This is a genomic window from Acinetobacter schindleri CIP 107287 (assembly GCF_000368625.1).
GTDB lineage: Bacteria > Pseudomonadota > Gammaproteobacteria > Pseudomonadales > Moraxellaceae > Acinetobacter > Acinetobacter schindleri.
In genome coordinates this window covers 599,689-612,668 of record NZ_KB849574.1, presented here as the reverse complement: position 1 = coordinate 612,668, position 12,980 = coordinate 599,689, and the positions used below count along the sequence as shown (strand labels likewise).

Annotated in this window: 13 protein-coding genes; 6 read left to right on the top strand and 7 right to left on the bottom strand. The window is 43.8% G+C overall.

The features are described from left to right. Positions 1 to 37: 37 nt before the first annotated feature. From F955_RS03075 to dapA, 5 genes are all read right to left on the bottom strand, one after another. Positions 38 to 703 (bottom strand): YrbL family protein, encoded by a 666-nt coding sequence (locus tag F955_RS03075; RefSeq protein ID WP_004813893.1) that lies wholly within the window; start codon positions 701 to 703, stop codon positions 38 to 40. Positions 704 to 861: 158 nt separating this feature from the next. Further along, a complete protein-coding gene (locus F955_RS03070; protein WP_004813890.1) occupies positions 862 to 1,494 on the bottom strand; it encodes a YrbL family protein in 633 nt (210 codons plus the stop codon). A 193-nt stretch (positions 1,495 to 1,687) separates the two neighbouring features. Further along, the gene (purC, locus tag F955_RS03065; protein ID WP_004813888.1) at positions 1,688 to 2,407 is read right to left on the bottom strand and encodes a phosphoribosylaminoimidazolesuccinocarboxamide synthase; all 720 of its coding nucleotides are present in this window, start codon (positions 2,405 to 2,407) and stop codon (positions 1,688 to 1,690) included. Between the two features lie 38 nt (positions 2,408 to 2,445). Next, a complete protein-coding gene (locus tag F955_RS03060; RefSeq protein WP_004890926.1) occupies positions 2,446 to 3,051 on the bottom strand; it encodes a hypothetical protein in 606 nt (201 codons plus the stop codon). Between the two features lie 12 nt (positions 3,052 to 3,063). Beyond that, positions 3,064 to 3,963, bottom strand: a complete 900-nt coding sequence (dapA, locus tag F955_RS03055) for a 4-hydroxy-tetrahydrodipicolinate synthase (RefSeq protein ID WP_004890923.1) — start codon at positions 3,961 to 3,963, stop codon at positions 3,064 to 3,066. A 718-nt stretch (positions 3,964 to 4,681) separates the two neighbouring features. Here dapA and mhpT point away from each other — a divergent pair. The 3 genes from mhpT to F955_RS03040 all read left to right on the top strand — a co-directional run bounded on the left by mhpT (position 4,682) and on the right by F955_RS03040 (position 8,202). Then, positions 4,682 to 5,896 (top strand): 3-(3-hydroxy-phenyl)propionate transporter MhpT, encoded by a 1,215-nt coding sequence (gene mhpT, locus F955_RS03050; RefSeq protein WP_004890920.1) that lies wholly within the window; start codon positions 4,682 to 4,684, stop codon positions 5,894 to 5,896. A gap of 608 nt (positions 5,897 to 6,504) precedes the next feature. Then, positions 6,505 to 7,134 (top strand): bifunctional nicotinamidase/pyrazinamidase, encoded by a 630-nt coding sequence (gene pncA, locus F955_RS03045; protein WP_004890918.1) that lies wholly within the window; start codon positions 6,505 to 6,507, stop codon positions 7,132 to 7,134. Between the two features lie 114 nt (positions 7,135 to 7,248). Then, positions 7,249 to 8,202, top strand: coding sequence for a bile acid:sodium symporter family protein (locus F955_RS03040; protein ID WP_004890915.1), 954 nt, complete (start codon positions 7,249 to 7,251; stop codon positions 8,200 to 8,202). 67 nt (positions 8,203 to 8,269) lie between these two features. On the opposite strand, the gene F955_RS03035 is transcribed toward F955_RS03040, so the two are convergent. After that, positions 8,270 to 9,523, bottom strand: a complete 1,254-nt coding sequence (locus F955_RS03035; protein WP_004890913.1) for a hypothetical protein — start codon at positions 9,521 to 9,523, stop codon at positions 8,270 to 8,272. A 77-nt stretch (positions 9,524 to 9,600) separates the two neighbouring features. On the opposite strand from F955_RS03035, the gene serB reads away from it, so the two are divergent. The 3 genes from serB to F955_RS03020 all read left to right on the top strand — a co-directional run bounded on the left by serB (position 9,601) and on the right by F955_RS03020 (position 12,197). Continuing rightward, the gene (gene serB / locus F955_RS03030; protein WP_004890910.1) at positions 9,601 to 10,827 is read left to right on the top strand and encodes a phosphoserine phosphatase SerB; all 1,227 of its coding nucleotides are present in this window, start codon (positions 9,601 to 9,603) and stop codon (positions 10,825 to 10,827) included. Positions 10,828 to 11,238: 411 nt separating this feature from the next. Further along, positions 11,239 to 11,574: a ciprofloxacin tolerance protein AciT gene (aciT, locus tag F955_RS03025; protein WP_004890907.1), complete on the top strand. Its 336-nt coding sequence runs from the start codon at positions 11,239 to 11,241 to the stop codon at positions 11,572 to 11,574. Between the two features lie 143 nt (positions 11,575 to 11,717). Further along, entirely contained in the window at positions 11,718 to 12,197 is a 480-nt protein-coding gene (locus F955_RS03020; protein ID WP_004813874.1) for a hypothetical protein, read from the top strand. 313 nt (positions 12,198 to 12,510) lie between these two features. Here F955_RS03020 and dtd read toward each other — a convergent pair whose 3' ends face one another. Further along, positions 12,511 to 12,951 carry a D-aminoacyl-tRNA deacylase gene (gene dtd, locus F955_RS03015; protein WP_004890902.1) on the bottom strand — a complete coding sequence of 147 codons (441 nt, stop codon included), beginning with the start codon at positions 12,949 to 12,951 and terminating at the stop codon, positions 12,511 to 12,513. Positions 12,952 to 12,980 lie beyond the last annotated feature (29 nt).

Genomic DNA, 12,980 nt, shown 5'->3' with positions numbered 1-12,980 from the left:
TTTTTTCGATGATTGTAGAAGGCAATAAAAAAACGAGCTAGGCAGCCCGGTTTTCGATTTGATTCTGCTGAGCAGATTGCAGCAATTCATCCATTTTATGGCGAATTCGACCTTCAATTTTGCGTACATTCTTGGCATTCAGAGATTTACTCATGGCACGTAGCGGGATAAACAGTTTATCTCCCATACCATCCACCAGGACAAACTCCGGTTTACCACTGCGCTTTTCACTGTACATGATGCCGGCAATATTCACTTCCCCATAAACAATATGCAGATCGCAGCAGGCATCAAAAAATTCATCCAGTGCTTTGGCATGTGTGTCATTAAACTCACCAGTACGGCAGAGTTCGTGCAGGGTAATGCCGTTGCCATTCGGACTGATAATTTTCTCGACAACCAGCCCTAAGCCCTGATCTGTTTCCACAAAGCCATAGGGTGTTTCAATCGGGAAACTAAAAATGTTGTGCTTATAGTGATTTTTACACAGCTGTAGGTATTGCAATGCTTCACGGCGGAACTGCTTATATACACCCTGAGCATGCCCACGTTTAAAACGGCCGAGATGTGCCCATTCACCGTTATCATTGATACGGTTTGGGTTCATCACTTTAATGGCTTTACTTTCATCAGTCGGATGCTGATAAACCAGTTTATAACCGCCTTTACCTAGAAGGGTAAGATCATTAAGTTGATACATCATAGAGACCTGAATAAAATAAATGGGAGAATTTTTAACCGTAATGTAACATAAAATACACGAAAAAGCCCACCCAATACCCTTGGTGAAAGGGGTATACGATTTTAAGCTCTTGATAAATAAATTAAATAACTGAGTGGTTCAGCTCAAAAAAATGTAAATTAAGCTTCGAGCAGCTTTTGCATCTGCGCTTTAATTTTAGTCTCAACTTTACGTACATTTTTAGCATTGATACGCTTGCTCATGGCACGTAATGGAATAAGCAGTTTTTCACCCATACCATCGACCAGAACAAATTCAGGTTTATTATGCCGCTGTTCGGTATACATAATGCCGGCAATATTCACTTCACCATAGACAATATGCAGATCACAACACTGATCAAAGAAGAGATCCAAAGCCTGTGCATGCTTCTCGGTAAATTGTTTTTCACGACAAAGCTCATGCAGGGTAATTCCTCTGCCATTTGGGCTGATAATTTTTTCAACGACTAGCCCCAAACCTTTATCGGTCTGAACAAAACCATACGGAGTTTCAACGGGGAACTCAAACTGGTTATATTGATAGTTGTTCTTGCATAATTGCAGGTATTGCAATAACTCACGGCGGAACTGTTTATACGCCCCTTGAGATAACTGGCGCTTGATCTTGCCATGACCTTTCCAGCCTCCATCAATATCTACACGATCCGGATTCATGATCTTGATAATCTTATCGTCTTGCTCGGGGTGCTGAAAAACAATTTTTGAGCATCCTTGGCCCAGACGGGTAAGTTCATCAATTTTATACATCATGTAATGTTCCTGATAAGTCGAGGGATCTCATCCTAGGCCGATGGCAAAATGGACAGATGGGTTAATGCTACCTAAAAATAAGAAAAATTTCATGTGCTGACATGGAAATGATATTTAAACTGATGATTTACAAAAGCATAAAAATAAAAAACCGAGCCATTCAGCCCGGTTTTTTGAATCTGTCGATAACAGATCAGATATTGTCTAAATCAATACCTAAACGTGCAGCAACTTCTTCATACGCTTCAACCACACCGCCCAGGCCTTGGCGGAAACGGTCTTTGTCTAGTTTTTTCTTGGTATCTTTATCCCATAGACGGCAACCGTCTGGAGAGAATTCATCACCCAGTACGATACGGTCGTGGAACACACCGAATTCAAGTTTGAAATCAACCAGAAGCATATTACCCGCTTGGAATAATGCTTTAAGCACTTCGTTCACTTGGTAAGTCAGTTCTTTCATTTTTGCCAGTTGTTCAGCAGTTGCCCAACCCAAAGCAATCGCTTGAGATTCGTTCACCATTGGATCGCCAAGGGCGTCATCTTTAAAGAACAATTCGAATGTAGGAGGTGTTAACTCTTTACCTTCTTCAACACCAAGACGACGGCATAAAGAACCCGCAGCATAGTTACGTACAACACACTCTACTGGAATCATTTTGAGTTTTTTTACCAATACTTCGTTTGGCGTTAATAGCTTCTCAAAATGAGTTTCAATACCAGCAGCAGCCAGCTTTTCCATGATGAAGGCGTTAAAACGGTTATTCACCTTACCTTTACGATCCAGTTGTTCGATCTTTTCGCCATTGAATGCTGACGCATCGTCACGAAAAACTAAAATCAGGTGGTCTTCACTGTCTGTGGTATAGACAGATTTCGCTTTACCAGTATAGAGCAAGGTTTGTTTTAACATGAGGGAACCTTCTACAAAAAAAAATGCCTAGAAAATGTCTAGGCTGGCCAATTTTGGTAAATCTGGTTTAACAGTTCTGCTGCTTTTTCGCGATCGGCAAAACTGTTATCAGGATTAAACACAGCCAGGGTGTTACTCGAACCTGCAGGAGAGAGTCTTAAAACATAGGTCTGCTGATCGACCTTAATCGTTACCTGGTAACGATCTTTGCTTTGACCAACGATGGAATGGTTAAGGCTGCTGAGCGTGGCAAGAGTGTATTGCCATATTGTAGCAGCATTTCCATCAATTTTGAGCAACGGATTTTGATTTCCATCCATCACCAGTTGCGGCTTTCCCGTTATATCTGTAACAGTTTCATCAGCTTGAGTTGAACGAACTGGCTCAGCAGAAGGGCGTGGCAGGGCAAAACGGTTGCCACGTTCATTTTCCAGTTTTGGTGCATGTTCAATCGCAAGCGGATCTACTGTCGGAGCAGGATACAATGGCGTTGCAGGACGAACCATAGCACCTTCAGGGTATTGCAGAGGCTCTAGCGTAGTGGTGTCCTTGTAGTCCAAAGTGCCATTTTTAAAGGCCATTGAACTACAACCCGCTAAACTGAATGCTGAAAGGGCAAGGATAAGTCCTAAACGTAATTGCATAGTATTGTGCTCTTATTTAATGACGCCCGCTGCAGCAAGTGCTTCATGAAGCGGAGCGCGATATTGTTCTGCAAGTGGTGTTAACGGCAGGCGAATACCTGTACCGATGAGGCCCATGTCATGGAGTGCCCATTTCACAGGAATTGGATTCGATTCGCAAAATAAAATATTGTGTAAATTTGCAACCTGAGCGTTAAGCGCTTCAGCACCAGCATCATCACCGCTAATAGCAGCGGCACACACTTCGCTCATGACTTTTGGTGCAATGTTGGCGGTCACAGAAATGTTCCCTTTCGCACCATGTGCCATCAGCTGATACGCCGTTGCATCATCGCCAGAATACACGGTCATGTCTTTGCCTTGTAAGCCAGCGATCAGTGCAGCACCGCGTTCAACATCACCTGTCGCATCTTTAATCCCGACAATTTGCGGGATATCTGCCAGACGAATCACTGTTTCGTTTGACATGTCCACACCGGTACGGCCTGGTACGTTGTACAGGATTTGCGGCAGGTCTACTGCTTCGGCAATCGCTTTATAGTGCTGATACAGGCCTTCTTGAGTTGGCTTGTTGTAATACGGAGTGACTAGAAGTGTAGCATCTGCGCCCAGGTCTTTGGCTTCCTGGGTCAGCTCAATGGCTTCACGTGTTGAGTTTGCGCCTGTGCCGGCAATGATTGGAATACGTTTGTTCGCGACACGAATGATTTCTTTGATCACTTGCGTGTGTTCACTCATGCTGAGTGTAGATGCTTCACCTGTTGTACCAACCGCGACAATACTGTTGGTGCCCTCTGCAATGTGCCACTCAACCAGCTTCTCGAGACCCTTCCAATCTACGCTGCCATCTTCAAACATAGGGGTGACGATTGCGACAATGGAACCCTGAATGGTCTGTGCTTGCTGAGTCATTTTAAAAAACTATCCTATTTGTCCATCCGAAGAGAATAAGAAAACATATTTGGGATGGGTTTGTATTTTGATTTGTAGCAAATTCAATGCATTTGCGCCGAATTGAATATTGCGTATGCAAATTATGACTGATCAGCAGCATAAGAACAATATGCTTTGCTGAAAGCCACTCAATTCTTTATACAAAGCTCTGTAACAACAAGCAAGCAATAAAAAGAATGAAACTTCTTGTAAAACGATAAAAAGAGAAGAGTATTTTCACATGGTCTGGATAATTGGACACTTAAATAGAATTGTCATATAAATGACTGTTTAAGTAGGTTATTACATTGGAAATTCAAATAGTTAAGCGATTATTTAAGATTTATAAATGATTATCCAATAGCTAAAACATATCAATAATACAAGGATAGACATGGTTAAAAATGCATTGAAATCCCTGTAATAATTCTTTTTAGATATTAGTGAATCCTTAAATATTTATTGAATGTTGGATTTTTTTAGCTGATCTGTAAGCCTTAAATCCTTAAACAGGAATTTTCTGGCAATGACAATAATTGTTTTTGCGACTTTCTAAGGATTCTATCTCAAACAACAGCACCGACTCCTGTATCTGTATATCCCACTAAAACATTCAACTTATTGGTAGTTAAATCCGACTTCGGTCTCATAGATGATGACGGCTCTATTTGAACGCTGATTGAACAAGGATAATCCAATGGAAAAATCAGATAATAAGCATGCTATCGTCACGGTCGCGATCTGTTTTCTGATTGCAGTGATTGAAGGCTTAGATATTCAGGCTGCAGGTATTGCAGCAGCGGGTATTCGTGAGCATTTTGGTCTCGATAGCTCACAATTGGGTGTATTTTTCAGTGCAGGGATTCTGGGTCTATTGCCTGGTGCACTGGTCGGTGGTCGTATTGCGGACCGTATTGGCCGTAAGACTGTTTTGATCTGGTCTACAGCGGTGTTCGCTGTATTCACACTTTGTACAGTATGGGTCAATAGCTTTAACTCATTATTGGCTGTACGTTTCTTGGCAGGTGCGGGTCTCGGGGCGGCAATGCCAATCTTAATTACGCTTGCATCTGAAGCTGTAACACCTGCAAATCGTGGTCGTGCAGTCGGCTTGATGTACTGTGGTATGCCAGTCGGTGCAGCAATTCTGTCATTGATTGCAGCGACTGAATTTGGTGCAAACTGGAAAAACATTTTCTACCTCGGGGGATTATTACCAATCATCGTGATTCCGGTGATGATGTTCTTATTGCCTGAGTCTAAAGAGTACTTAAAAGCGAAAGATCTAGCAGAAAATGCACCTGCTGATGCTGCGCCTAAAGGTGCGTTTAAAGACCTGTTTAACTCACAAAACCTGCTACGTACCATGTTCATCTGGGTAAGCTACTTCTTCACATTGATGGTGGTATACATCATGCTGAGCTGGTTGCCATCTCTATTCCAAGAACTTGGCTTCACACGTAAAGAAGGTGCTACTGCTCAGTTCTACTTCATGCTAAGTGCGACTGTAGGTACAGTGATTTTAGGTGTGTTAACTGACCGCTGGAAGAAAGCATACGTCATTCTATTAATGTACGGCGGTATCTTGGCAGGTCTATTGGCGCTAAACGCCGCAAGTTCATTAATACAAATGTACATGGCATCAGCGCTAGTGGGTGCATTCGTTATTGGCTGTCAAGGTGTATTGTATGCCTTCGGTGGTATCGTTTACCCAACAGAAGTTCGTGGTACGGGTGTTGGTGTTGCATCAGCAGTAGGCCGTATTGGTGCAATGCTTGGACCAGCAATTGCAGGTAGTCTGTTAACTGCAGGCTTCGGTGCGGCGGGTGTAATCTCAGCAGCGATCCCATGTATTATTATCTCAGCAGTATTCATGTTGTTCTTGGTTCGTAAAATGAACAGTGCGGCATAAGCGAAACTGAATAAAAAAACCCGCAGGATGCGGGTTTTTTTATGCCTCAAAGGATGATTCAAACGACATAAATGAACCTCTTAAAACTTATATCGCTATTCGACTTTAGCCATATTTGTCATGATTGCACTGAAAAATAATTACAAATAGGAAAGAGTGCTTGGCTCAAAAACTACGCATTGCGCATTTCCTATAACAACATCAAAACTATACGCTATAGAGCATTCAGGGCGAAATTCAGCTTGAGTTACCTCATCTCCTTGAAACTCAAACACACTCTCTTTCTCGACGGGCATAGCTCAACTTTGAAAATCAAGCGCGTATGATGATGTCAATCTACACATCATTGTCTTTAAGCTGGATGCAATGCCGGAATATTTTGATTGGCTATATAAGACGTTATACACGGGCTTATTGTTACTTTCATGTGGCATCGCTAGGTAAAGCCAAAATCTACCTATGTTTTGTACGCCATTTGGCCCAAGAATTGCCCGAATACGATTTTTGTCAGAATGCGCAGTCATTCTATTTTTGTCACCGGGACTAAAAAACAGCATGGTTTTTAGGCTATGCTTGGGCATCATCAAGATTTCAAGGAATGAGAGCGTATGCAGCAGAATGCCGCGTTGATTGTTGTGGATGTTCAGAAGGGATTTACCCCGGGAGGTAATCTGGCAGTCGCAGGTGCGGATCAGATTATTCTGAATATCAATCAACTAGGACAATACTTTAGTAATATTGTACTGACCCAGGACTGGCATCCAGAAAATCACATTTCCTTTGCAGCTCATCATCCTGACAAAGCTACCTATGACACGATCCAGCTAGAGTATGGCCCTCAGGTGCTCTGGCCAAGCCATTGTGTGCAGGGCACTGCGGATGCTGAACTGCATCCAGAATTGGATCTGCCACAAGCGCAGCTGATTATTCGCAAAGGCTTTCATCAAAATATCGACAGTTACTCTGCTTTTATGGAAGCAGACCGGAAAACCAGTACCGGTCTGGCAGGTTATCTGCGAGAACGTGGTATCGATACGGTATTTATTGTTGGAATTGCCACCGATTTCTGTGTGGCGTGGACAGCGATGGATGCCTGCAAACTGGGTTTTAAGTCCTATGTAATTGCGGATGCTACTAAAGGCATTGACCTAAATGGTTCACTGCAACATGCCTGGCAGGATATGCTGGCTCAAGGAGTAAAAAGGATTTATCTGAAAGATATAATCGATGTGGCCTAAACGCTGGCTTTATTATTTTTGAGCTGATCTGCTTTCAGACGAGTTGATATATTTATATATTTTGAGGCATCAAACGATGCCTCGATTTCCTTTTAAATGCCCCTGGATTTCCCCATGTCAGCACTCCTTCAATTTAGCCAGTTTGTCCAAAAGACCTTTGCTTTGTGGGTGATTCTGTTTTCTGCCATTGCCCTGATGCTACCGGAGCTTTTTGTCTGGCTACGTGCCTATATTCCCTGGATGTTGGGCCTAATCATGTTGGGTATGGGCATGACCATGACAGTAGGCGATTTTAAAAGTGTGTTACAGAGTCCAAAAGCAGTGGCAATTGGGGTGGTGGCCCAGTTTATGGTGATGCCAGGGCTGGCTTTTCTCCTATGTCAGCTGTTCCAGCTCCCGGCTGAAATTGCGATAGGGGTAATCCTGGTGGGTTGCTGCCCGGGTGGAACTGCATCCAATGTGATTACCTACATGGCCAAAGGCAATACCGCCCTGTCTGTGGCCTGTACTTCGGTTTCAACTTTGCTGGCACCTGTTTTAACCCCGGCTATTTTCTATCTGCTGGCCAGTCAGTGGATTGAGATCAATGCCTGGTCAATGCTGGTATCAATTCTGCAAGTGGTATTATTTCCGATTATTTTGGGCCTGATTATCCGTGCCATTTTAAAGGCTAAAGTTGAGGCTTATATCCAGGTAATGCCACTGATCTCGGTGATTGCGATTGTCGCAATTGTCGCCGCAATTATTGCTGGCAGTAAAACCCAGATTCTGGAATCCGGACTAATGATTTTAGGCATTGTTGCCTTACACAATGGCCTGGGTTATTTGCTTGGTTATTGGGCTAGCAGAATCTTCAAACTGGCTGAAATTGACTGCCGTGCGGTGTCGATTGAAGTGGGGATGCAGAACTCAGGGCTAGGTGTGGCTTTGGCTGCAACCCATTTTGCTGCATCTCCCATCACAGCCGTACCGAGTGCCATTTTTAGCTTATGGCACAATATTTCTGGACCAGCCTTGGCTACTTATTGGGCAGCTAGAAAACCCGCTGAGACGGATCAGCAGAACTGATGCCAGCAGAAACAAGGAATAAAAAAAGCCCGATGCTAAGATCGGGCTTTTTACTCTTCAAAATTTATTAGGAGGCTTTGGACTGTTTCGATTTCAGGATATCGGTTCGGAAGCTTTGCGCCAGTTCTGCCATCTCGGCATCCATCCCATTCATCACGAAAGCATGACGGGTCAGGACATTGGTTGGATTTGGCATGCTGACCAGTTCATAGTGATCAGAAATAGATTTAAGTAAGAAATTCGGGACATGTACCGCACTTTCACGCGCTATCAGTTGCTGTGCCAGACGTTCAGCCGCTTGAGTTGAATTCAGCTGCATTTCATCCACTTTTGAAGCGATCGCGCTGCGTGTCTGCAAGACAAAACGTTTATCTTCACGATAGCGTTTGTACAGCACTTCAGAAAGTAACTGGAAGACATAGCTGATCAGGGTGAGGCAGGCGAGGGCATTGGGCTTGTCTGCGGCAATACTCAGTGTTGCACCTTTTTCATCAAACTTGTGTACCGTCCAGACATCCGAACTGTTCAGTTTATAATGTTGTACGCACAGTTCAGTGGCCTTATTTAGGAAGATCTGACACAAGTTGAAATAAGGCACAGACACAGTCTTGTTGACCGAATCCAGCAGCTGTTTGGGATCATAGAACTGGATATTCAGCGACAGGGTATCTTTTTCGACTACAGCCGGCGTGCTGTCTTTTTCCTTTGGCTTATTGTGAACCGCTTGCTGTGCCTGAGCAATTGCCAAAGCCGCATTGTGTTTTTCCTGTTCCAGTGCCTGAGTCAGCGTTTGAATTTCAAATTTCAGACGTGATTCATTATTGATGCGCGCCAGGTATTCACTGCGGCTTGGACGGGCAATGGCGCGATAAGCTAACCATAATAAACTATGCAGAATGAAAGAGAATAAAATCGCTGTCCACTGGGTACGCAGAATTTCACCGATACTTGGCTCAATCAAAGTAATCTCAACTGAACCGACTTTTTTCTCGTTAAGTAATGCTTCGCGGACAAAAACCTCACCATCTCGGGTTTTCGTCAGACCACCAGTGGCTAAAACCTGAGCATTTGCATCCAGGATGCGAATTGAGGCAACACTTGGGTTAGTGGAATAACGATTTGCCAGTAAAGCCAATGAAACACGATTGGCTGGATCCAGCTCAGCTAGGCTGTCTGTCACCAGTTGACTGGTCATGAGCTGACCTTGGCTGGCACGGTTTTCATTCAGCTGGTGAGTGGTTGCCAATACCAGTAAGAAGGTATGAAGGGCAAAACTTATAATCAGTAGGCTAGCAAATAGCCCTTGTCTAGGCGCATTCAACGTAAACTTCCAAGGCAATTCTATTCAAATTCGATTATGATTCTAACAATAGTTGTAGCTCAGACCCGAGTCAATTCATGCGAGAAATCATTCTTATATCATTCTTAGGACCCGACCAGCCTAATCAATTTACACGATTAATGCAGGTTTTGTCCGCTCATTCCTTACAGATCCTGGATGTTGGACAAGCGGTTATTCATAACCAGTTGACCTTAGGTATTGTTGTATCTTCGGACGACCAGACCGCTACCGCATTAGCCATGAAGGAAATCCTGATTCTAGCACATGATATCGGGTTAACAGTGCGCTTTAAACCGATCTCTGTCACAGAATATAATCAATGGGTCAAAGAAGGCGGTCAGACCCGTTATATCGTGACCGCATTGGCCCCGGAATTAAAGGCTTCCCACTTGCAAGCCGTGACCCAGATCGTGTCCAGTCAAGGCTTTAATATTGAAACTGTAACCCGACTCTCCGGTCGTCCGGTACTGGACGATGATGATACGGAGGCTGGACCAAAACGTGCCTGTGTACAGTTCAGCCTGAAAGGTCAGATGCTGGATGCCGCAGCAATGCGTACAGCCTGCCTAAGCCTGTCTACGGCACTGAATGTCGATGTTGCAGTTCAGGAAGACAATGTTTATCGCCGTAACCGTCGTCTAGTCTGCTTTGATATGGACTCGACCCTGATCGAGCAGGAAGTGATTGACGAGCTGGCAATTGAAGCAGGTGTCGGTGCACAGGTGGCTGAAATCACCGAACGTGCCATGCAGGGCGAGTTAGACTTCCAGCAAAGCTTCCGTGCACGTGTAGCACTACTAAAAGGCATGGATGCATCTGTGCTGCCGAAGATCGCAGAACGTCTGACCATTACTGAAGGTGCAGAACGTCTGATCTCTACCTTGAAAGCACTGGGTTATCGCACCGCAATTCTTTCTGGCGGCTTCCAGTACTTTGCTGAGCATCTGCAAGCCAAGCTAGGCATTGATGAGGTCCATGCCAATGTCCTCGATGTTGAGGATGGGATTGTGACAGGTGAAGTCAAAGGTCATATTGTTGATGGTGCGCGTAAGGCGCATCTGTTAATGACGATTGCTGAAGAGATGGGTATTTCCCTGGAACAGGCAATTGCCGTGGGTGATGGTGCCAATGACCTACCAATGCTATCGATTGCCGGTTTAGGCGTGGCATTCCGTGCCAAGCCACTGGTCCGTCAGAATGCCAATCAGGCGATTTCTAGTGTCGGTCTGGATGGCGTACTGTACCTGCTTGGTGTACATGACAAAGACCTCAGCCGTGCCTGAGATTAGCGATTTTTAAGATAGAAACGCGGTCAAATGGCCGCGTTTTTTTATGCTGATTGATCACGCGCTGAAGAGTAGTAGAGGGAACTATATAGAAATATACCGATCATCTTAAACGGAAAAATAATTTTTTCAGTCCAGAAAAACGGCGTTTATTTTGTAATGACACGCCAGCATCGATGGGGCAAATGTTTCGGAAAAACTCTAAAAATAAAAAATGTAATGACAAAATAATATCGCGACAGAATATGTCGTTGAACAGAAATAAAGGACTTTTTTTAGTCAAAAAACTCATCATAATGCTGGCATAGATAGACAAATCAATATATTCCACGAAGTGGATTTTACGACATTCAACCATGAGAACCGCTGCATTACTTGCATGATCTGGGGTTGGACGGAGGGGATTTTATGGTAACAGCGAATTTAGCAACAATTGTGGGCTTTAGTCTGGTAGCCGCTGCTGTACTTGTTGTGTTCTTCTCGCCGTATCGTCGCTGGTTAAGTTTTATGGTGGCTGGAATGTTTACCTGGGGGCTGATTGAAGTCATTCGCCTGGGAACACAGACACTATTTGAACTGCCAATGACCTATGGTTATTTAGCGGCGTTATCGAGCGTGATGGTCATAGTAACTCTATTGTTGCTACGTGAAGATCGTCGTGCCGAGCGCGCACTGGCCAAGCGCCGCTGCATCGAACATACACCTGTTTATGAAGATGACCAGCAGCAGTTATCCAGCCGATAATTGCGCTATTAAAAACAATAAAAACAAATGCACCTTCGGGTGCATTTTTTGTTAACGATCATCTACAAACTGCATGCTTAACCTCCTTGTAATTTATGCTAGGATAGCTATCAATTTTCGTACAATTACAATAGGCATAACTCATGAAACTGTCGTCAATTCCTGTCCTGAAACTTCCTTTGGTCGATCTCAGTACCGACCCGCTTGATTTACTGGTTGCAGGCTTGGCTTTGCGTATGAAGCAGTTGGCACGTACCAGTCCAAAATTTATTGAATTGGTCCATGAGCGTCAGTTCCGTATTCAGATCGGTACAGATGAAGGTCTGGCGCGCCAGATTATTGTCAATAACGGTGATATTGATACTGTATCAGGTAATGCTGAGCCAGCAGATTTTGTATTGCAGTTTGCAGACAGCGAGCAGGGTGTTAAAACTTTGATGAAAGGTGACCCAACCGCATTTATGACCGGCATGCAAAATGGCACTATCAAAATGGAAGGTGACTTTGGCTTGCTGGTCTGGTTTAACCAGGTGGCAAAGATGCTTCCACCAAAATTGCCAAAACCAGTCAAAGAAAAGGTGAAGCTGGTACGTCAGTTCATCAAAGAGAAAACGGGTAAATAAGATTTAAATTTTTTAAAAGATCTGGAATGCTAGTCAATTAAATAATTGGTTAGCATTTTTTTCGAGCTTAGAAAATATATGAAATATCATCCGCAACTGTTTCAGGCAAGACTAGAGCTAAAAGAGATTGTTTCTGCGAGATATATATTCATTAATCAGATCTGACGAGTTTTGTAGTGAAGAGCATTGCTCCGCAAGATGCCTCCCTTGCGAAGCTCCACTTCTCATTCGGGCAAAACCAAAGTAATAAGGACTGATCTAAAAGAATACTTTATAAAGAAAAAATTTCGAGAAAAAAGTATCTGAGAGCTTATTATTCAACTTCTAAATTAAACGTCACCGGTCCGTCATTGACCAGATGCACTTTCATGTCGGCAGCAAAAATACCAGTTTGTACATGATCGAACTGGCTTTGAGCATACTCTACCAGCTGCTCATACAGCGCTTTGGCCTCAGCCGGTGGCATGGCCGGACCGAAGTCAGGACGTAAACCTTTTTTGGTTTGGGCCATCAGGGTAAACTGTGAAACCAGCAATAAGCCACCGCTCGCCTGGGCAACGTTCCAGCCCATTTTTCCCTGTTCATCATCAAAGAAACGGTATTTCAGAATTTTATCAATCAGCTTCTGGCCTTTTTCTAAGGTATCTTCCTTACCAATCCCTAAAAAGACCAAGATACCGTGCTGAATTTCTCCGGTTGTTTCACCCTCAACAACGACTTTGGCTTCTAGCACTCGCTGTAATAATGCGCGCATATTTGACTCAAAAACTGAAAATTATGTGC